The sequence below is a fragment of the Wolbachia endosymbiont (group B) of Longitarsus flavicornis genome (assembly GCF_964028135.1).
Taxonomy (GTDB): domain Bacteria; phylum Pseudomonadota; class Alphaproteobacteria; order Rickettsiales; family Anaplasmataceae; genus Wolbachia.
The window spans coordinates 1,700,031-1,721,731 of the sequence record NZ_OZ034758.1; the positions used below are offsets into that span (position 1 = coordinate 1,700,031).

Genomic DNA, 21,701 nt, shown 5'->3' on the forward strand with positions numbered 1-21,701 from the left:
CCCCCTAAATTATATAATAACTTTTTATTCACCTAACCTTATATGAGATTTATCATGCATTTTGTTAAGCTTTACATCAGATAAATCACCACTTGGACCAGGTATACTCTTTTGGTCAAGATCTACATCAACAGAACCACTATAAGATAAAAACTTATTTAATGAAGCGCGATCTCCTTGCTCTAAGATGGAACATATGTAACCTGCTCGCTTAGAACTCATAAATTCTTCAATCTGTTTAGAATTAGTTTTGTCCAATATTGCCCACACTTGCTCCATACAACCTTTCTCAACCAAAGGTACTAATAAACTTCCTTGAAAAGTAGAATTGTTCATCACTTCTCCATTTAATGCTAAGGTACGATGACTATCGAATCCATCTTTCATCAACATATGCATCAAAAGCTTCGCACCTACATTTAAGTATTGCCCAGAACAACCTCCAATTTTTATATTTCTTAACCAGGTACAATAATAACTACCCACCACCACATCACTTGGCTTTAAGCAGTCGAATAACTTTTGAAATTGATCAAAGTTAAACATTTCTAACATTCTACCTAGAGAACCATAATAACCATTTTTCTCCAAATCTCTTTTCAAAAGCTCTGGATATCTATCAGGATTTATTTGGCTTAAACAAAATTCAAACACATCAGGATATCCATTATCGTGTGCTGCATGCACTGCAATTTTCATAAAAACCTTATCTTTTTCCTGAGCACTTAACTCACTTTCAGGTAATGATTTTATCTTATTCAAAAAGAACTCTACTGCTTCTACACGTTTTCTACGCATACTTATTGCTGCACGGTGTAAACCAAGCACATAGGGATGCTGATCTTTTAGATCTAACTCTGCAATGTATCCACTAACGAAATGCGACCAAAATTGCATCATCGCATCTGTATACCAACTTCCACTTACTGATTTGACTAACTTTTTTAATGCATCTGAATCTCCATCCTTTATTTCATCTTCCCGTTTAAAATGCTCAAATAGGGTAATGATGTCTTCTTCTAAGCAACACCAACATGCAATTTGGTAACGATCAAAATCATCTAGCGGATTATTTGTACCTTTCCAACTCTTGGGTTCAATCATCTTTTTAGCCACTATTCTTCTATTGAGTTTGATACCATGTATCGTATCGGTTTTTTCCCAACATTCTTCATCTGACAATATATCAAGGAAAAAAGGAAGGTTTCCGGTATTAATAGTCTCCAAGTACCCACGCCCCCAATTCCTTATTTGAAGTTGTTTAGATTCTTTATAAGGATCGTCATCCTTAATAATAGAGAAAGCTGCCTTGGTTAGGTCATCTAAGTCCATAATTCTTACCTCCACAAACAAAAGCGTATTAAGATATAGAACTATGATAATTTATACATTCTATATCATTTTTAACATCGTACTACATCTTTGTAACCTGTCAATCACTATTTTAGAAAAACTTTCTAACCCAAAGTAATTTTCAATGAAAGCCTTTTAATAGGCTGAATATATGATATTTTATTTATTTTTAAATTCTGTTTTTTATAAGTTTATCTTAATTCTTCCACAAACAAATTATTATTAACTTAGCAAGATATATTATTAAGATCTCAAATAAAGCAACCATTTCCAGCACCAAAAAACAAGGGCGGTGAGAACATTTCGTTTTGGGATCGTGTGGTCTACCACGTGATCCGTACGAACTTTTCTATATAACGATTTTACTATACCGCAAAACTAGCTATACCAGCCTACTTCAACCACATTTACATACGAACTGATTTGCCTAAACTTATGGAAATAATTTAAATCTTCTATTTTTGTAACTTTATTTTTACGCGGCTTGTTCTCACAAATATACGACCTTTTTTGCAATCTTAGGAAGAGTCAATAATTCAATTCTTTATAACACTAGCTAGCATGGTATCTTCACTAAAATATTTTTTGAAAAAGTTAGTTGACTTATAAATAATTCTCTACTAATACTGGCATGTGTTTGTTTATTCTGCTGAAGTTGCTCCGTACAAGTTTGTTGTAAAAAAACTTCAGCAGTTTCCGTACTCCTTTAAAGCATCATATTCCTATAATAGTAATATTAAATATAGCTGGTGTTCTCAATTTTTTTGATCTATAGTAAAACTGGCTAAAACTTCCAGTAATAAACAACTTTTAACCTAGTAGTAGTACTCACCATAAAAACTTAACAAAAATATGAGTAGTAAAAATATTATGTTGAAATTAGCTTGACCAATATTATATATTATACATAATACATCCTATATTTAGAATTAGGGGGTAGCTGTGGTTGAGACTAAAGAATTTGTAGAACATATTATAAAACTTACCAATCGGCAAAGTGATCAAACAAATGAGCAGGAACCGAAATGGAAACCAAGCACTGGGCAAAGATGGCCAAGCACAGATGACCAGGAATTAGAAATAACTCAATTACCAACAAGTAGTAAAGATGACTACTACGAACTCATTAAACAAAGTTTATTTTGGATTAATATGAACTTAATGGATAATACAAGTAATTGGAGCTTATTAGAAAAAGAATGGGTTATTAAAGCGCATAGATCAGAATTAACAAAGAATCAGGAGAAGTTAATTCAAAAGTTATTTCATATTATTAATAGTCGTGATACTTCAACACTCCAACAATTTTTACAGAAAACTAAGAGTAATCCAGATCTAAAAACTGTTCTCGATCTTAAAGTAGGGGCGTCAGAGTTAACATTGTTACATATACTTCCAACAATCCTAAATTCATTTGATAGTTGTACTTTAGTGGATTGTCTCTTAAAAGCAGGAGCTGAACCAAATATACAAGATTATAAGGGAAAAACACCTCTACATTACTATGCTGTTACTTATCCTGTTGAAAAGAAATATGTGGATTCTCTTGTAAGCTATGGAGCTGATTTGAATATAAAGGATAATAATGGAAAAACTCCTCTACAAATTGCAATTGATAAAGGTACTTTGGATGTTGCAGAGTGCTTCTTTAATTTAGAGCAAAAGAAATTGTATGAAGAATTAAACAAGCTAATTGAAGGTACATCTAAACTTGAGAATGGTTCTTCCAAATATAACGTTCAAGGTGTTGAGGACCTGAAAAAGTTCTTAGATAAAAATAAAAACAATGAAGATTTAAAGATGATTTTGAGTATTAGGGATGAAGAAAATAATTTAGAAATACTTAAAGATTATATGTATACTGAAGTGATAAATTTACTCTCGGCAACTCAATCACAATTAATGGTAACTGAGCAAGAGACAGAGGAAACTTATGTACCACATCAATGTTTATTGGACATTTGTTTAACAGATCAACTAAGGCAACTAAATCAGTTTGTAAGTGAAATACCAAAAGCTGCAAACATAGCTGAATTACAGAAAGTTGTCGATAAGGCTATCATGTCTGGAGTGGGATTGAATCTTACTAAAGATGGAGGTCAGTGTTTCACAGATTACATACTAGAAAGAATTGACCAACTAGAAAAAAACCATGAAGTTGCTAGCAATATAGTATGTACATTAATATCAAAAGGAGCAAGGTTAAGTGACTGGAATAGTTTAAACGTTATTGATGAAATAGAACTGGAGTTTAAAGAGCACAAAGCTAATATGATAAAAGCTCATGAACAGTGTGTTGATCGTACTCATAAATTTCTGAAAATCGCAAAAAATGCGACCAACGGCAAGTTAAATTGTGCAAAAATGGATAACGCTACTTTTTACTTAGAATATTCAGAAGACAGTATAATAGATGTTGCGCAGATTACAGATGGAACAAGGGATTTAGGACTAACCCATGGAGATGTAAAGTGTGGAAGAAATATAGTAAAGATCGGCAATAGTGAAGTAGAAATTAAAACTGAAGATGGCAAAAGGAATTACACAGACCTTACAGAAGGCAGCGGTATAGTATTAACTTTTTATACTAGTTTAGGAGAATTAGAAGTTAGATTATATCCTGATGAGAACAATAAAAAATTGATAAGAGTAGAAGTGAGCGATGAAGATCTATTTGAAGAAATAGCAAGTCATGAAGAAATAGGGCAAAATTGCTTATTGGGAGGTTTATCGGTTATTGAAGCTATAGATCAAGGTGTTTTTGCTAGATCTGGTGGATTAATGCGTCCTGAAGTAATAAGCGAGTCTAACAACAAATGGACAGGACGTGAAGAGTTAAGAAGAACTTCTGATTCTAGGGGGAGAAGTTTCTAGGTAGATTAATTTGCCATAAAGGTTAAAGATTATTATTTAAATATAAACTACTATAATTTATAGATTTTGGATCATTTTCTACCATTGTTGCATCCAGTATGCTAAAATCTTCATTATTTATATTGATATTTTCACATAATTGATTCTGTAACATTGACTTATAGCTCTTTTCACAATAATCCAAATAAATCATAATATGCTACTGGCCTACTATAGCCATAAACACATATCTTACCCTGTTCGGACTACTATAAGAAAAGCTATACTTTTCTATATCAATTTCAGCATCTTTTTGTGTGGCCCTTTGTAGTAGCTCCTTTTGTAATAACCTTTTTTAATTTTCTGGCACATACTTTTTTCAACGTTTTTTCATATTGTTACTTTTATAAACGTTACATTGCTAATCCATAAAATTTTTCTATTTGCTCACTCCATAACATCGGTATTTCTTTTAAATCCACTAACCTTAAACTCCTTGGCTGCCTCCCATTTACTATATCTTCTTTAATTTTTGGTGCTAAATAATTTAATCTTAAAATTTGTTGTATTCGTCTTGTACCTATATTAATTTTAATGCTCAGCTCCTTCACACTCCCATATTTTCCTTCCTCTAGTTGACGTTTCCAGGAATGGGCTCTCACCACTGCTTTCAGTAGCGCATTATTTGTTTTTCCTTCTGGCTCTACTACTGTACATTTATTTCCTTTCTTTTTTATTGGTGTAAATTCCACCTTATCCTCTAAACTCACCTCTATTCCATCTTCTTTTATCATTACTCCTTTTATTAACTTTTTCACTACTTCTTTCTGTTCTCTGAAACTTAAATTTTTCCATTCTTCTCCCCATTTTTCATATAGCTGCTCTGTCTTTCTCATTACTTCTTTTTCCACCTCTCCCGCTACTATAGTTCTGTTTATTGATTCACAACCTTTTCCCCTTAAATGGTTATTGCACACGTAATATCGGTACCTTTTATTTTCTTTTTTTGCATACGTTAGTGTCATATTTACACCACAGCTCTTGCACTTAATTATTCCCCTAAGCAATGCTTCCTCATATTTTTCTTTTCTATATGGTTGATTCTTTATCAATTCCTGCGCTTTTTGCCATTTTTCCTCTTTTATTATTGCTTCATGCTTTCCCTCATACTGTTTGTCATAATGTCTTATCTTTCCCACATATATTGGATTTGTTATTATTCTTCTCACCGTTGCTTTTTTAAAGATATCTGATTTTGTTCTGTAACCTTGGCTATTTAACTCTCTCGCCAACTCTGCCATTGACTTCAGCTCCATATACCTCTCAAATATATGCTTTACCAACTTTGCTTCTTTCTCATTTATTATTAATTCTTTATCCTTTACATCATATCCAAGCGGTAAAGTTCCACCCATCCATAACCCCTGCTCCTTTGATGTTGCTATTTTATTTTTTACTCTTTCTACAATCATTTCTCTTTCTAGTTGTGCTGCTCCTGATAACACTGTTTGTACGAACTTTCCCATTGGCGTATTATTGTCAAATATCTGCGTTACTGCTATAAAATTTACTCGGTGCCTTCTAAAAAATGATGTTACTTCAATGCTATCTTTTGTTTCTCTCGAGAGCCTATCTAGCGTATATACTACTACACAATCTACTTCTCCTGCCTTTACATCTTCAAATAATTCCTTTATTGCTGGTCTTTCTAAATTTTTCCCTGAAAATCCTCCATCATCGTACCTTTTTGCCAATGCTACCCAGCCTTCTCTGCTCTTTATGTACTTTTCACATGCTACTCGCTGCGCATCAAGACTATTAAACTTTTGTTCTAGACCGTCTTCATTTGACTTCCTCGTATATATTGCGCATCTCACCTCTTTCAGCATTTTCTCCTCTTCAGCTCCCATTTTTATCACGCATTCCAAATAATAAAGGTCCGTTGTAACTCATTCCCATTATTCTTCCGGCTACTGCTGACAATGACGTGAAAAATTCTTCTCGGTAGATTAAACCCTTATCTGTTACCCTTACCGCGTGAGTCTCTTCTCCTCTCTCTAGTATCAATTCTGTCCCTTCTACTGGTAATTTATCGCTACTTATTCTTTTTCCCTTCTCTAGTCGATCTGCTAAATAATCTAGTCTTTTTGACCCTTTTCTTGACATTTCTCCATATGCTTCCTCCTGTATTCTATATGCTAATCTCGGTATCAGGTATTTCTTTGAGTATCTAGGCGCTTCTTCTCCATATACCTTCTTCCAAACTCTCCTTAGCTCTTCTAACGTTTTTTTCTCTAAATTCATTACTTTCTTTTCTATTTCTTTCTCCATATTTTTAGCCCTTCATAAATAGCTTTTCAATTCTGTCTGTTTCTTTCTTTAATACCTCGGTTATCTCTTTACTATTTTTCGCATAATCCATTGCTGTCATTCCGAACTTATCTTCTTGCTCTATTTCTGCTCCTGCTTCCACTAACTCTTTTACTATTTCTACTTTCCCCACCATACATGCAAGGTGCAATGGAGTGCATTTATTGCCATACTCTTCAGCATTTACATTCCCTCCTGATTTTATCAATTCTCTCACGGTTTCTAGACGTTTCTCCGTTACCGCTAGGTGCAGTGCTGTATATCCTTCTATATCTTTAGCATTCACATTCGCTCCTTTTTCGACTAATAACTCCACTGTTTTTACCTCTACTGCATAATGTAGAGCTGTTCTTCCATTCTTGTCTCTTGCATAAATATTTTTATATAAGTTCTCTAATAGCGATTTATTAAATGATTCTTTGTTACCAAGCTTTAACATAATCCACCTCACCTTTTCTTTAAATTTAAATCCCTCTTTTAAACCTTCCTTTTCGCTACCTCATCTATCATTTCGTTCACTTGGCTCATTATTTTGCTTGCTAAATTTTTACATTCTTCCTTTATCAGTGATTTGTCTCTCTTCCTTATTTCTTCTATCTCTATTATTTTTAACTCCGGCAAATAACTCCCATTCAACATGTCTGCTATTTCTCCCACTAGCCTCTCTATTCCATAGCACGTCAGTTCTCTACTTTTTGTTACTCCACCTTTTTCTCTCAGAAATTTGCTCGCCTTTTCACTCTCTTTGCTATCACATAGACGATACTTTTCACTTTCCCAGATGTAATACATTGGTGTTGCACCGTACTTATTCAGTTGATTAACTTCAGCTCCGGCCTTTACTAGCTCTTTTATTATTTCAACTCCTGCTCCTCCTATTTTGCATGCAGAGTGCAGTGGCGTACATCCAGTGACATATTGAGTGGCATTTACTTCCGCTCCCGACCTTATCAGCACCTTTACATTTTCTAAGCTTTTCGCAAATACTGCACAGTGCAGTGGTGTATAACCCTTCTTATCTCTTGCATTTACCTCTGCTCCTTTTTTTATTAATAACCTCACTGTTTTGTAATCAGAGATTTCTACTGCTTGATGCAATATCATCTCTCCTTCTTCATTTCTTTTATTAATGTTTTTAAACCCGTTACTTGATACTTCTTTAAAAAACTTACTCTTGCTAAAACTCATTTCATACCTCACAAAATTAGCTTTTCTAGCGCCAGACAAATTTCTTATATTTACCTGCTGCTATTCAAGTCATGTCCTTTTTAGCATGAGAAAGCAAGTCCTTTTCTTTTTATTTCATACACTTTTACCTATTATTAATATAATATATGAGGATCTAAATATAAGTACTTAACTTATTATAGATATAACTTGACTACTTTTCCAACTTCTGTGCAAATGTCGATGTTCGTGCCACTTCAGTACTCCTGGGTAAAATACTAAAATGTAATTTTCTAATTCGTGTATCGAATCTTTTTGCTCTGAATCTAATTCACTTTCAAAATGAATATTGTGCTCTGCTAAAGCGTATTTTGTAATCTTTTGATCGGTATGATTTTCTACTTTGTAATCATGGGTAACGCTAAACCTTTCTAAAATTGGTTTGTGTTTTAAATTCCAACGTTGCCCTGAAAGTTTATCGTTTCCCAATACAAATTTATTTCCTTCTTCTTCTATGCTACCAACCGGAAAGCACGCATTTGTTTCTCCTAAGTTCCAACTGTCCGATAATACTATCTGCGCTTTAGCAAATTTAATCGATGGTAATAAGCTTTGAGTTAGAGGATACAGGGCTTTTAAGTTATACCACTGATGACTTCTTTCATAAATGCCTTTGTAATCCTTTGTGTGAAGCTCTGTTTCTCCAAGTACTGCTACATCTAATCGATATATGTCATTACTAAATGTTTGTTCATAATGCTCTCTTAAATAGTTGTCTACAATCTCTACTAACGGACCTCTAGAACTGAAAAAATTTATTCTTCCAAACGATAACACTGGCCCATTCTTTTCAACTTTTATACCAGAGTAGTCTGATAACAAACTTCCAAATAAACTCTCATCCAATATAAATCTCTGCGCATTATAATAATCGTTAAAAATTCTTATCAATCTCGATCTTACAGGCAGTGATAGTTTTGCCAGCTCTACTACTGCATCTACGAAGAAGTCATTTGGTACCTCTTTTATCCCTACTTGCAACTCAAAAAATGTTTACCAGGTGGTTCTTCGATGATTGTAATATCTTCTATATTTGCCCACTTGAGTGCTATTTTGAGTGAGGCAGGTGTTCCACGTAGTCTTTGAAATTTTACTCCTTCTACTATGGCTTTTCTTCTATCTTTTACCCAGCGTAGTATTTCTTCTAAACCATATTCCTCAATCAACCACGGCAATGTTTCTTCTTCCAATCTAAACTTAAATCCCCTGATACAGCTTGGATCTACTTTATAATCTATCGCATCTACCAGCGCTTTTTCCTGTTTTGTTGCATTTGGTGGCAGTAACATTACTCAATCTTTAAATTTCTCAAATTTGCACATTCATTTCCCAGAACCACAACATCTTCTTTTGGCTCGATTAATTCTACGTTTTCTACACCATCTACAAATAAATTCGCTATTATCCATGATCTTGTTACGTTCCATCCCAACCTTTTGCTTGCTTCAAACTTCTTGATGAACTGCTTCTTGATTTCTTCCTCTGATATTACAGGACTTATGCTCATTCTGCTGTGAATATCTATTTCCGTAATATTGCAACCAATTACTGTTACTGTATCGGTTAAAACCCTTATATCATCTCTAGTAACTTGCTTTCTTACAATTTCAAGTAGCTCTTCTAACACTATGCCAGTTGTGGATAATTCTGTTGATAAGATTGAAATTTGTACTTTCCCTGGTATAGGTGATTCTACTAGCGCATCCTTTACTCTTCTATCTGCCGAAAGTGCATGATAACGATAATTTCCTCCTGTTGACCACCCCTTTATTTTTGCTTTTACCCTCTTTCTAAATCGTTCATCATTTTCCTCTTTTTGTCTCTCTACTCCATAAAACTCAGCCAAATTATCAACTGTCGCAAATTTTAGTAAATTGCTCTTTACTGATTCATTTATTCTTTGTCTGAGTAAAAGTTCTCGCCACGCTGCTACTTCTAATATCTTCATTGCTGGATCACTTTCCACCAATCCTGTAAAGCTTGCATCACGCTTCACTAACTCTTCCTTCATCCGAGCAAAAATCTCTTCAAAGTTCAGTGGTTCGATAATATTTGGCTGCTGCATTTTTAAACAACTACTCCATTAATATTTATGAACTTACCTTCTGAAAGATAGACACCTTCTAAATTCAATGTTACTCTCCCTTCTTTTACTCCTTCAACTTTTACTTTTTCTAACTTAAATCTCTTTTCCCATTTTTCCAAAGCTTCTGCTGTTGCTGCATAGATTTCCATAGTTAAATCTCTACTGATTGGTTTATCCACTAATTCAAATAGCCTAGACCCATAATCTCTCCTCATGATTCTACTGTTTACTGGAGTGGTCAGTATATCAATTATCGACTGCTTTAAGTGCTCTATTCCTTCTAACGTCTTTCCTGTTTTAGCATCCATACCCTTCATTTCTATTTTGCAAAGACGCTTTCACTGCCTTTTATTACTTTAAACCCACATGAAACTATATCTCCTACTCTTCCTACACTAAGACCATTTGCAAACACTATTTTTGATCCTTGAATCATTACTTTTCCTTCACATGTCTGTATAGACGGTATTTCTTCCTTCAGTGTGCTGCAAATTGTTTGATGTAAATCTTGCCAGAACTTTGTCATGCATATAATTTAACTCATGTAATGTATAAAATATTTTTCAAATACCTTTTCAACTTCATAATTAACAAGATTCCCTATTATCCTTGAAGCCTCAGGTTCTAGTGGCAACTTAACTTCCTTTATTGGTAATGCTGCTCTTCCTTCACGTTTTAAAATACCGCTATTTCCTTTTGGCATAACTGCTGCAAATCCTCCTATAAACTCATGCTTTCCTACTTTCGATCCTCTTCTTGTTTTTTGTATTTTACCAATTGTCGATGCTCTAATGTCGTAGAGATTTGCTCTAATTAACACTTCTAATCTGCTTGTTTTTGCTTTAAAAATTCTTAATCTCTTTCTTATCAAACTTAATTTTATCTTCTTTTCCTCACTAATTTCTTTTGCTGTCTTCAATGTTAGCCATAGTGCTGTTCTGTTTAACGCTCTCACTATTGCTAATTCTATTTTTTTTCTTTTAGCATTTACACTTTCTATTACCTCATTACTATTAACTTCTATATGCACAGACATTTTACACCCCATACGCTTCGATTCGCCAGACCATTCCAGATTTATCTCTAAGTGGTGGTGTGTGTATTTTGTATTTGCAATCACCTATAACAAAAATATCTCCTACAATTGGCCTCAGTATATCAAAAATGCTTACCTCAAGAAAAAGCATCTCTCCCACAAATTGTCCTTCACCAATCTCGTATAATTTATCTGGCTGTTGCTTTAATACTTGTACCATATATGACTTATTCTTTGACTCATATAAAGCTAACTCCCCTAAATGGATAAGACAATCTTTAAATAATCGCTTAATACTCTCTTGCATTCTTCTATTTTATTCATTAAGTTTTCATCAGTACGCTATATGCTGATAGAATACTAACTGCCTTTTTGTTGCTCTATCAGTATTTTTATGTTGCAACGACCTTGACCAAAACGGCCGGGCGGTGGCACATTGGCAGAGGGTTCGACTGTGTATGCAAATCAGTCCCTCTATCAAACCTCCTTGGCTCTTGTTTTGCATAAAGTGGTTTTCCTAGTGTATTTACTGTCTCATTAAAATCTGCTGGTGCAAAATATGTTGTAAATATGCTCGCTGTTCCTACTGGAAAACAGTTTCCACTTTCTCTTTCTATAAACCTTCTCACATTTCCCTCAGGATCAGTTGCTTGTCCTCTATATTCCTCAAACGTTATGCCACAAAATGTAAACCCTGACCTCATATCATTTCGAAGCGCTGCTCCTTCTTGCCATCTCTCGTATGCTTCTTTTACTTTAGCATGAGAAGTTAGTGCATCAAAAAACTCAGGGCTTACCAGTGCATGAATTCCAGTCATATATTCACCACTTAGATTATCTTCTATATGCCGGAGTACTTCCAGACACTTACGTTTTACGTCGTATCCGTTCAGAGGTATGGTAAGGATAAAAAAGAATTGACATAACATATCAAAGTAATAATAACAGAAAATGTTGATAGTAAGGTAAGGCTAGATGCTTCAATTGTTGATCAGTATTGTAGAGTTATGTAAAAACTTAGAGCAAAAAGTAGCAAAGCTTGAAGAAAAAAATAAAATCTTAGAAATAGAGAATGCTGAACTAAGAGAGAGACTTGGCTTGAACTCAAGGAATTCATCTTTACCAAGTTCAAAAGAGCTGTACAAAATAAAAAAAGACACACCAGAAGATAAGTCAGAGGGTGGCAGGAAGATAGGGGGTCAAGTTGGTCATAAAGGAAATTATCGGATAAAAATGGAAGCAGATGAAGTAATTAGAGTAAGATTACATGATACTTGTGAATGTGGTGGAGAAATTGCAGTATGCAACAAACCCTATATTCACCAGAATGTTGATCTCCCAAAAATTAAGCCTTACGTAGTGGAATACCAACTAGAACATGGGCGCTGTCGTAAATGCGGAAAAAGAAGGAGTAGCAAATTACCAGAAGGAGTTACACCTGATACCTTTGGTCCTAGAGTTAAGTCAGTAGTTGCATCACTAAGTGGGTTTTATAAGAATTCAAAGCGAGAAATAGCGAATATCATGAAAGACATCTTTAACATGAGTATAAGTGTTGGTAGTGTGTCCAATAGCGAAGCAAGGGTCTCGTCAAAATGTAAAGAAGCCTATGAACAAATAGAGGAAGAAATGAAAGCAAGCGAAATTTTGCATATTGATGAAACCAGTCACTATAACAAAGGTAAATTGGAATGGTGCTGGATGTTTGCCAACAATAAAGCAAGTCTTATGAAGTTAGCAGATACAAGAGGAATGAAGTTTTTAAAGAATAGTGCATTTTGTGATTACAAAAATCGGGTAATTACCGACAGATATGGAGTTTACAACCACTTCAGTGATGAAAAACGACAAATTTGTTGGGCTCACTTATTGAGAAATTTCGAGAGGTTATCTTGTATCTTGAAAAAAGCATCTAATGTTTTAAGCTTAAGCATTAGGTGGAGAAGGGAAGAACTCTGGATGTTATCTTAGATATAAAATCTGTCCAAGAGAAAAGAGTTCCCTTCTCAAAAGTAGAGGTTGGACGGTATCTTAGAAAGACCTAAATGGTTCTAATTCTGTATGCACAAGGTTAGCCTTACTTTTCATTTTAAATGGTAACGTATGGAGTTATAAATGATCAACAACTTTTTAGGTATAGACATATCAAAAGATCGCTTTGATGTTTTTCTTTCTTTCATAAGTAAAAAAGGGAAACGCGAAACTAAGAAAAGGAATTTTAAAAACGATGATTCTGGGTTTCAAGGTCTACTTGATTTTTTACAAAAACATAATGTGGAGCAAGTAACAATCTGTATGGAAGCTACAGGTTGTTATAGTGAAGCTTTGGCTGAATTTCTACACAATGCTGGATATTTTGTTAGTGTAGTAAATCCTTATTGCATAAAATCTTATGCAAGGAGTAAGCTTGTGCGACAAAAGAATGATCAGAGCGATGCAGAGATTATAGCAGATTATTGTCAAAGACAGGAACCTACACGTTGGACACCACCTTCTTCTGAAAAGAAAAAATTAAAACATCTTTATCGTTGTTCAGCTGCGTTAAAAAATGAATTAACATTAGTAAATAATCATTTAGAAAAGAAAGAGAGACTGCCTGAAAAAGTTGTAAATGTTTGGGAAAATCTTTCAGTGAACATAGAGCAATCAATAGAAACAATAAAAAACTCCATACATGAACTATTAAAACAACACAAAGAATTGTTGGAAGATTTTCAGCTACTATTAACTGTTCCAGGCATAGGAAAGGAATCAGCAGTAGCTATTTTAGCTGAAATTTCTGATATAAAAGTTTTTATAAATGCCAGGCAATTGGCATCATATGCTGGAACTATACCACGGAATATAACATAAAGCATAATCCTATTATTATGACTTTTTGTAAGAGGTTAAAAGAGAAAGGCAAGCATAACATGGCCATTGTAGGAGCTGCAATGCGCAAGTTACTCCATATAGTTTTTGGTGTTTTAAGTTCAAGGAAGGCTTTTGATCCAGATCATATCAAGAATTATAAGGCTAGAAGATTAGCTGAAGTTTAAAGTCAAAAAGTGCTCCATCACATCTTATGTGAAATAGTATCTTACACAAATTTATTTAATGTTGCTGGTTAGTGTATGTTGATAAGTAAATTGATTTTACATATACACAACAGCAGAAATTTACTTATCAACATATACACTAACTATAATCTGTGTACTGCTACACAGATTGTGAATTGGAAGTATTTTTTTTGGTTTTATGATGCAATTTAGGAAATTTTTATGTTGACTAACAAGACGGTATCTCATAGCTGGAATAGTGAAGTAATGAGACTTGGCCATTGTTTAAAAGATGCAGCTAATGGATTATTTACATTAAAAAACGCTTTGTCAGAAAATGAAATTAGTATTTCAAAGTTCACTAAGCAAGCTAAAGAGTTACGAAGATTTATGCAGTACTGCATGATAAAAATATCTTATATACTTGAAGCAAAAGGAGCTTCACGAACGGTAAAGGGTATTATAAAATCCGAGCCAATGATGTGGACATTTTTGGATGATCCAGAGAATATTCCATTAACGAATAATCATGTTGAGCGACAAATACGGCATTATGTTGTCTATCGTAAGAATTCATATTTTGCACAGTCAGAGCGAGGGAATAGATTCCTTGAGCGGATAATTTCGTTGTATCTCACTTGGAGGCAAAAAAAGTTAAATCCATTTCAAAACCTTCTATCTATTGTCTCTTAAGCCACACCTCTGAACGGATACTTTACGTCAGTTGTCGCTGTTCCAAGGGCAAAATTTACTACTTTCGGTGTGATTTCAAATTCGTTGTACAAATTTAATAATTCACTGCCATCTGCGTCCAGAATTATTCCTTTCAGCGCTCCCATTCGCAAATGCTCTAATGTTATTGCGTGTTTGTTTCTCATTAGCTGTAAATGGTCAGTTATTACGTCTGCCAGCGCTTTCAGTTCACTTTCTGATCCAAATGCCCTTATTCCCTGTACTTCCTCTGGTAACACTACATCATCATGTGGAATATGCGGAATCGTAAACGTTCTTACCTTTCTTTTTCCTCTTTTTCCTACTGTTGCTGGTGCTCCTGGAACTTGCGTTGGTAGTAAACTTAAAACTCCGTTATGTTCTTCTATGGTAATATGTCTAAATCTTACTGACCTATTTGGAAATAAATTTAAATTTTCAACCCGTCCATAATTTATCGGCAATATATTCATCGCATTTGTTAGTGCCGTCATGCTAAATGCTGTATTTGTAAATGGATTTTGCATTTTTTATTTTCCCCCTTTTGTGTTTTTAATAGTTTTTTAAGCTCCCTTGCGGATCTCGTGCTTCAAGTTGCTTTATTGCTTCAGCTTTCTGTTCTTCAGTGATATTTGCTGGCCATACAACTGCATGATCTGCTAGCATTGCTATACGAGTAATGATTACTGCTTTGGTGTTTTCCGTTGCGTTTACATCACTTGTTATTACACCTATTGCTGTTTGTGTGCCATCTGTTCCAATGGGATTAAGTACTCTAATAAAACCATCTTCTGTCTTTTTGGCAACTACTGCACCAAGTTTAATATTTTGACCTTTAGCTACTGTTATTTGGTCTCTTGAATATAGACTTGATGCTTCATACTTTAATAGGTCACCAAGGTTATTTTGTTCAGTTATACTTGTCATACCTTTTTCTCTCCTTTTTTTATTTTTTTACCGCCGCGTTTACAATTGCTATACACCGCGGTTATTACCTTATAATTAGCCATTATGGGGCATTTTGAACACTTGTTTACCACAGAGCACTATATACGGCGGTTATAAAATTTAAATGCACCGACTTTTCGCTACCTGCATCATCAAATCTTCCGGAGAATTCTGTGGTATTGTATTTAAAATCTCTGTCTTCTTTGTTCTCTCTGCAAGTAATTCCATTAAAACCTCCCTTGCTTGCTCAACACTTACGCCTTGCTCAATAAATTCTCCTATTTTCTCTGGCATCTTTGATACATTACATAATCTTATTATCTCTAAAATTTCTCTACGACAGTTCTCGTAGCCTTCCTCAGTTAACTCATTAGTTGTCATACTAACACTCCTACTTTTATGATTATTGATAAATTCAAAAAATGTTGTAACTCCATCTGCTAGACCTATTTCTACTGCTTTCTCGCCAAAATATAGCCCTGCTTCCGTTGATTTGATTGCTTCTATAGAAAGGTTTCGATTACGTGCTATTAGCTGCACAAACATTTCATATAGTCGGTCTACTTCTTTTTGTAAGCTTTCCAGACTTTCAGACGTCATTGGCTCATGTGGGTTTAAATCATTCTTTCGACTACCAGCAAAGATTGTGGTGTACTTAATACCTTGCTTTTCATCAAACCCACTTTGATCTATGTGACTTGCTATTACTCCAATACTTCCTACTCCTGAAGTTCTACTCACATATACCTTTTCAGCGCTAGAAGCTATAGCATATGCAGCAGAGTACGCATCATCGTTTGTTATTGCCACAATTCTCTTTTTTGCTCTTGCACTGTAGATAAAATCAGCTAAGTCGAAAATACCGTTTACCTCTCCTCCGGGACTATCTATGTCCAGTAAAATAGTCTCTATACTACTATCTTCTAATGCTTGCTTTACTTGTACTTCTATTTGCTCATATGATGTCATCCCGAGCATTTCATCAAACGCACCCGGTTTTTTAGTTAAAATTCCATGAATTGGTATAATTGCAGTTCTTTCTACGTTACTTTTGATGGAGTGCTTTATGTTTTTAAACGTGGGATGTTTTTGATTGTTTAATGACAATAGCTCAAAACTCCTTGGTTCAAGCATTAATGGTTTTCCTAAGAGCATCATAATCCTTTACAATCAGAGTCAAACATTAAGTTGAGACTATTTGCACGTTTTTGATCTTCTGCTATTTCTTGATCTATTTCTTCAACATCGTAACCCATTTCTGATACTACTTCCGATCGACTCTTAAATCCATTCCTTACTGCCATTTGCTGCGATTGCTGGTCTTTCAGTGGATCCACCCAATCAAATCCCTGTGGTATCCATTTTACTTCTTCTTTCGCTGCTTTTACTACTTTTTCATCTATACTCAGTTCTCCACAAAGCACTGCTAATTCTAGCCATCTATTCCAAATAGGTCTACAAAACTGGAACACTATCACGTTATGCTGTAACATTGCACACCTTCTGCGAAACTCTATCAACCCTGCCCGAATGGATGAATAATTAACGCTTGTTAAATCTCCTGTTAGCTGCTCATATGTTATTCCTGTGCCTATTGCTATTGCCCTCAGTTGCTGTCTCATGAATGCTTCATAACTTCCTCCAACATCTGATGGCTCTGAAAATTTTATGTCCTCTCCTGGGTCTAAAAGCTGCATTGTTCCAGGTTCCAGTCCAGATAGTGCTACTCCTTGCTCATTTGCTTGCGCCTCACCTAAAATATTTGCTTCTGGATCAAGTCTTGTAATAAATCCCGCAAATATTGCTGCAGTTTTCTTTCTCACCAGCTCTGCATCATCGTATTGATCAAGCTCATAAAGCTTTAGCAGTATATTAGAAAGCCATGGCTCTCCTCTTATCTGACCAGGTCTTAGTGATCTATAGATATGTAAAACATCGTTTGCTGGTACTCTCACTGATTCTCCAAATGAGCCTTCTCCTGGATGTTCTCTAAATAAGTAATATGCCTCTCTTTGCCCAAAACTCAATCCCGTTTCTTATTACATTACCATTGGCTAGTGTTTGATTGCTCTTATTGTCCAAATGCTCTGATTCCAATACTTGAAGTTGCAATGGTACAGAAAATCCATCTTCGAGTTTACGATGTCGGAGGCGTACAAAACACTCTCCACCTTCTATCATGCTCCTACATACCAGAGCTTGTAATCCATAAAAATCACTTACTCCGTTACTATCTGCTTCATCTGTCCATTTTAGCCATAATTCTTGTATTTTCTTTCGAAATTCTCCATCTCTTGCTTTTGATTGCGGTTTTATTCCTGTTCCAATAGAGTTACTCACTATGGTATCAATGATATTTGCTGCATATGGATTTTTTCTCACCATGTCACGAGAGCGGCTACGTAAGTGCTCAAGGCTCTGAGAAAGTAAATTATTTATGCTTCCTGTTTCTCCTTGCCAATACATTACCCTTCTCCCTGAGCCTGCTGCATCCCAAGCAGAACTTTTGATTTTTGGTTTGTTAAACAATTGCTTGAAGGTTTTTAGCAGCATTTATAAAATTCCTTTACTCGTTGAAAAAACAATTTTCCTCTTTGGCTTCATACCTGCAACTTTTAACTCAGCCTTAATTCGTTGTCTTAAATTCAATAAATCCTTTATTTGAACTTCCCCGTACCGCACAACATGATCACCATATGCAATTGAGACAACTCTTTCTCCGCTTTGCAGTTTTTGAATTGCTTTCTCAACTTGAAACAAATACTCTTCGTTATACATTTTCCAACCACTTACTCTGTCTTACTTTTTTAGGCTTTTTACTTTCTGGTTTTTCACTTAAACTATTCCATTTACTCTCTGGCCATCTGTCTATTCCCAGTGCTATTGATGCTGCTCTTGCGTAAATTCGGCAGTCTAGCACTTCATTTCTTTCTCTTACCTTTTGCCACTCCTGTTTGGTGTATCCTTTTACTACCTTGCTGACTAATTGCTCTGCTGTTAGCTGCTTAAAATATTCAGGTGCATACTCAGGAAAATGACAATATCCTGCTGGAGCTTCTTCACCTTCTTTTAAAACATTAAGTAATTGAAAAAGCTCTGACTTTAATATCGATACTCCTACTGGCCAGAGCTTTATTCCTCTTTTCAGCTTTTGACCACCAACTGTTATATCTACTCTACTTGGGCTGCTAAGTGGTACTAGTGCTTTATTTACACCTTTCACTGCCATTACTCTTCCAGACCCTTGATGACTTCTCACCCAGTTGTAAACTTCCTGCGTTGCATACCCTGCATCAACCGCCATCATGCTTATCATGTATTCAAGCCCATTTTCACCGATAAAATGATGATTGAGGAGCTCCGAAAGCTTTTTCCATACTTCTCCACCTCCTGTATCTCCTTCAAATACTTGGTAGTCTATTGACCAATTTTCACGACTTTTTCCCCATGCTACAACTTCTACTTCTAAACGATCTTTTTGGACATCTACTCCTGCTGTGAGAACTACTTCGCCTTTTGGTACTGTGCCTACGGGAAAAAATTCTCTCCTGTTAAATAATTGCTTCCAGTCTGGTACTTCTCCCTTATCTACCCAGGTTTCTCCAAGCGTTGTGTTGATCCAAACTTTCAGTAATTGTTCACTTTCCTTTGCATGCAGAAAATCCTCTACTGCTTGTTGCCAACTATACCACCCAACTGGGCTATAAAGACTTGAAAGGTGAAATCCTATTACTTTGCTATTGTGTACTTGATTTGTAGCTCTCCATTCTCCACGGTCTAGCATCTCTGTCTTTTGGTGATTTTCTATTTTGCCGCTATATTCAGTGCAGACATAATGTGCTGTTCTTGAGTCGTTGTTTTCCCATTTAATTTGTGACCATTTTAGAACTTGATAGTAATTACAATACGGACATGGTACAAAAAAGTACTGCTTATCTGTTGCTTCAAATTCTTTCTCAATTCTGCTTATTCCATGAATCGTTGGTGTTGATACTAAAAAAATCTTTCTCCGTGCAAATGTATTAGTTCGAGCAATACTAAGCAGTACTGGATCTCCTTCTCCTCCTGAATCTCCTGGGTAGGCATCTATTTCATCAAGAAAGAGATATTTTACTGGCATAGATCTCAGTGCTACACTGCTATTTGCTCCGGTTATTACTACTATTCCACCTGGAAATTCCTTACTTTGTACAGTATTGCCTGAGTCTCTTGACCTTGGGTCTTTTACTTTACTCTTTAAACATGGCGTACTCTCTATTAACGGCGCAAATCTTCCTTTTGACCAACGCTTTCCCATTTCAACTGTTGGCTGTACTACCAGCATTGGACCTGGTGTTTGATCGATAATATAGCCAATCCAATTGTTACCTGCTTCTGTTCCTCCAATCTGCGCTCCTTTCATGAATACTACTTTTTCTGCTGGTGAGGACGGAGATAGTGAATCCATGATTTCTTTTAAATAAGGAGTTCTCTCTGTTCTCCATTTACCTGGCTCTGATGCTGCAGTTGCTGCTAAAACTCGATACTCATTCGCCCACTCTGATACTTTAAGTTGCGGGTCTGGTCTTAAACCTTCAGAAAATGATGTGGCGTATATCATATCACTAGCTCTTCACCATCATTAGATGATATTTCCACATCACTTAAATTAGGACTACTTGTTTTCTCACTTTCAAGTTCAGTAAACATTTTCTTTTCAAGTGCTTCTTCTATATACTTCTGAATTAAATTACTCATTATTATTGCAGCTATGAGCGCAACTATTCCTACCATTACCGCAGCTATAATGTTAGCCACTATCGCTATTGCACATACTGTTATAGAGACACAGACGATATTGATGTATTTCTTTATTTTTTTGTCTGCTATTTTCCTTTCTTCAAAATATTTATTGCTCAATAAATGAAATGTCGGAAAGTTGTCATTTTTTCCAAATAAAACTATATCTTTTTCTTTGCTTAATAACTTTATCAGTTTTATGTTATTTGTTGTTATTGCGTACTGAAAAACATCTGTAGCATCTGCTCTTTTCTTTAGCAGTAATTTTACTATATTAAAATGTCTATTTATTGCTGCAAGATATATCGCTGATTCTCCTTTATTGTTTAAAATATCTACTTCAACTCCCTCTTCTAAAATCTCTTCTAGGAACTCCTCATATCCTTTTTTTGCAGCTAAATGAAGTAAACTGTTTTTATCTTCTCCATATTTACTACTCACTAAAATTTCCACTATATCTTGTTTATTCCTTTCTCTTGCATAACAAAATGGTGTTTTGCCTTTATCATCTCTAATCAAAGGATCTATATCTTCTCGCGTTAGTAAAACCTCTATTGTTTTAAGTCTTTCAGCATAATGTAATGGTGTTTTATTTTCATAGTCTTGTAAATTAACCTTGGAGTTTGGAGCATTTGTTAAACACCTTACAATATCCAAACACAAATCTCGTTCATCATAATTGCTAACGCTTACAGCATTGTGAAGAGGTGATAACTTTGTTGCATTTTCTCCACTACCGGTCCTATTTACATTTGCATCGAGGTCTACTAGTTTTTTTACTACTCCTATTCTCTTGTTGTTTACTGCATAATGAATTGCTGCGTGATTTCTCGCATCAAGAATGTCCTTATCCGCATTTCCTTCTCTAATTAAAATTTCTACTATTTCTTCATTTCCAGCTCCTGCTGCTAAGTGTAATGCTGTATGTAGTAGAGCATTCTGCTCATTAACATTAACCCCTTTGTCGAGTAAAAACCTTACAGCATTTGCTTCATTCAACATCGCAGCTAAGTGAAGTAAGCTATCTTCCTCTGATCCGTATTTGTTATTAATTAGCGCTTGTAATATTTCTTCTCTTGCACAATCTAGCGCACTTTTACCATCATCATCAGTGATCAGTGGATTAATATTTTTCCTGTTCAGTAAGAGTGCAACCATACCAAACTCGTTAATTTCTACTGCATAATGCAGCGGTGTCTTTCCATTTAATCCTCTAACATTTACATCCACTCCTGGTTGATTAATGAGACACTTTATTAACTCTAAGCTTAAGTTATCAGCCATTTTATATTCAAAATCT

At 35.1% G+C, this 21,701-nt stretch carries 17 protein-coding genes and 7 pseudogenes; 4 read left to right on the forward strand and 20 right to left on the reverse strand.

What is annotated here, in order from left to right:
* Positions 1-24 precede the first annotated feature (24 nt).
* A complete protein-coding gene (locus ABWU45_RS08130) occupies positions 25-1,332 on the reverse strand; it encodes a hypothetical protein (RefSeq protein WP_338406631.1) in 1,308 nt (435 codons plus the stop codon).
* 963 nt (positions 1,333-2,295) lie between these two features.
* On the opposite strand from ABWU45_RS08130, the gene ABWU45_RS08135 reads away from it, so the two are divergent.
* The gene (locus tag ABWU45_RS08135; RefSeq protein WP_353278489.1) at positions 2,296-4,227 is read left to right on the forward strand and encodes an ankyrin repeat domain-containing protein; all 1,932 of its coding nucleotides are present in this window, start codon (positions 2,296-2,298) and stop codon (positions 4,225-4,227) included.
* Positions 4,228-4,249: 22 nt separating this feature from the next.
* On the opposite strand, the gene ABWU45_RS08140 is transcribed toward ABWU45_RS08135, so the two are convergent.
* The 12 genes and pseudogenes from ABWU45_RS08140 to ABWU45_RS08195 all read right to left on the reverse strand — a co-directional run.
* Positions 4,250-4,381, reverse strand: a complete 132-nt coding sequence (locus tag ABWU45_RS08140; RefSeq protein ID WP_264731795.1) for a hypothetical protein — start codon at positions 4,379-4,381, stop codon at positions 4,250-4,252.
* A 238-nt stretch (positions 4,382-4,619) separates the two neighbouring features.
* Positions 4,620-6,095, reverse strand: a complete 1,476-nt coding sequence (locus tag ABWU45_RS08145; RefSeq protein ID WP_338406612.1) for a recombinase family protein — start codon at positions 6,093-6,095, stop codon at positions 4,620-4,622.
* Positions 6,096-6,105: 10 nt separating this feature from the next.
* Positions 6,106-6,537, reverse strand: coding sequence for a DUF2924 domain-containing protein (locus tag ABWU45_RS08150; protein ID WP_341823838.1), 432 nt, complete (start codon positions 6,535-6,537; stop codon positions 6,106-6,108).
* A gap of 4 nt (positions 6,538-6,541) precedes the next feature.
* Positions 6,542-7,015 carry an ankyrin repeat domain-containing protein gene (locus ABWU45_RS08155; RefSeq protein WP_341823839.1) on the reverse strand — a complete coding sequence of 158 codons (474 nt, stop codon included), beginning with the start codon at positions 7,013-7,015 and terminating at the stop codon, positions 6,542-6,544.
* 38 nt (positions 7,016-7,053) lie between these two features.
* The gene (locus tag ABWU45_RS08160) at positions 7,054-7,764 is read right to left on the reverse strand and encodes an ankyrin repeat domain-containing protein (RefSeq protein ID WP_353278492.1); all 711 of its coding nucleotides are present in this window, start codon (positions 7,762-7,764) and stop codon (positions 7,054-7,056) included.
* A gap of 168 nt (positions 7,765-7,932) precedes the next feature.
* Positions 7,933-9,092, reverse strand: a pseudogene (locus ABWU45_RS08165) (phage tail protein).
* Positions 9,092-9,868, reverse strand: a complete 777-nt coding sequence (locus ABWU45_RS08170) for a baseplate J/gp47 family protein (protein ID WP_353278494.1) — start codon at positions 9,866-9,868, stop codon at positions 9,092-9,094. Before ABWU45_RS08170 ends, ABWU45_RS08165 begins: the two are co-directional and overlap by 1 nt.
* Before the next feature lie 2 nt (positions 9,869-9,870).
* Positions 9,871-10,206, reverse strand: a complete 336-nt coding sequence (locus ABWU45_RS08175) for a GPW/gp25 family protein (protein ID WP_264375260.1) — start codon at positions 10,204-10,206, stop codon at positions 9,871-9,873.
* 2 nt (positions 10,207-10,208) lie between these two features.
* Entirely contained in the window at positions 10,209-10,415 is a 207-nt protein-coding gene (locus tag ABWU45_RS08180) for a PAAR domain-containing protein (RefSeq protein ID WP_353278496.1), read from the reverse strand.
* A gap of 9 nt (positions 10,416-10,424) precedes the next feature.
* Positions 10,425-10,925: a phage tail protein gene (locus ABWU45_RS08185; RefSeq protein ID WP_353279101.1), complete on the reverse strand. Its 501-nt coding sequence runs from the start codon at positions 10,923-10,925 to the stop codon at positions 10,425-10,427.
* 1 nt (position 10,926) lies between these two features.
* Entirely contained in the window at positions 10,927-11,232 is a 306-nt protein-coding gene (locus ABWU45_RS08190) for a hypothetical protein (RefSeq protein ID WP_143688821.1), read from the reverse strand.
* 85 nt (positions 11,233-11,317) lie between these two features.
* Positions 11,318-11,806 (reverse strand): annotated as a pseudogene (locus ABWU45_RS08195) (major capsid protein); the annotation flags it as partial.
* 106 nt (positions 11,807-11,912) lie between these two features.
* Between ABWU45_RS08195 and ABWU45_RS08200 the strand changes: the two are divergent.
* The 3 pseudogenes from ABWU45_RS08200 to ABWU45_RS08210 all read left to right on the forward strand — a co-directional run.
* Positions 11,913-12,890 (forward strand): annotated as a pseudogene (locus ABWU45_RS08200) (IS66 family transposase); the annotation flags it as partial.
* Positions 12,891-13,040: 150 nt separating this feature from the next.
* A pseudogene (locus ABWU45_RS08205) lies at positions 13,041-13,963 on the forward strand (IS110 family transposase).
* Between the two features lie 240 nt (positions 13,964-14,203).
* A pseudogene (locus tag ABWU45_RS08210) lies at positions 14,204-14,656 on the forward strand (IS66 family transposase); the annotation flags it as partial.
* 20 nt (positions 14,657-14,676) lie between these two features.
* On the opposite strand, the pseudogene ABWU45_RS08215 reads toward ABWU45_RS08210, so the two are convergent.
* The 7 genes and pseudogenes from ABWU45_RS08215 to ABWU45_RS08245 all read right to left on the reverse strand — a co-directional run.
* A pseudogene (locus tag ABWU45_RS08215) lies at positions 14,677-15,201 on the reverse strand (major capsid protein); the annotation flags it as partial.
* Between the two features lie 25 nt (positions 15,202-15,226).
* Positions 15,227-15,601, reverse strand: a complete 375-nt coding sequence (locus ABWU45_RS08220; protein WP_353278498.1) for a head decoration protein — start codon at positions 15,599-15,601, stop codon at positions 15,227-15,229.
* A gap of 141 nt (positions 15,602-15,742) precedes the next feature.
* Positions 15,743-16,777 (reverse strand): S49 family peptidase, encoded by a 1,035-nt coding sequence (locus ABWU45_RS08225; RefSeq protein WP_353279070.1) that lies wholly within the window; start codon positions 16,775-16,777, stop codon positions 15,743-15,745.
* Positions 16,777-18,175, reverse strand: a pseudogene (locus tag ABWU45_RS08230) (phage portal protein). Before ABWU45_RS08230 ends, ABWU45_RS08225 begins: the two are co-directional and overlap by 1 nt.
* Positions 18,176-18,400, reverse strand: coding sequence for a gpW family head-tail joining protein (locus tag ABWU45_RS08235; RefSeq protein WP_353278500.1), 225 nt, complete (start codon positions 18,398-18,400; stop codon positions 18,176-18,178).
* Positions 18,393-20,222 carry a phage terminase large subunit family protein gene (locus ABWU45_RS08240; protein WP_353278502.1) on the reverse strand — a complete coding sequence of 610 codons (1,830 nt, stop codon included), beginning with the start codon at positions 20,220-20,222 and terminating at the stop codon, positions 18,393-18,395. The genes ABWU45_RS08235 and ABWU45_RS08240 overlap by 8 nt, the downstream gene beginning before the upstream one ends.
* Positions 20,219-21,685, reverse strand: a complete 1,467-nt coding sequence (locus ABWU45_RS08245; protein WP_353278503.1) for an ankyrin repeat domain-containing protein — start codon at positions 21,683-21,685, stop codon at positions 20,219-20,221. Before ABWU45_RS08245 ends, ABWU45_RS08240 begins: the two co-directional genes overlap by 4 nt.
* Positions 21,686-21,701: the final 16 nt, after the last annotated feature.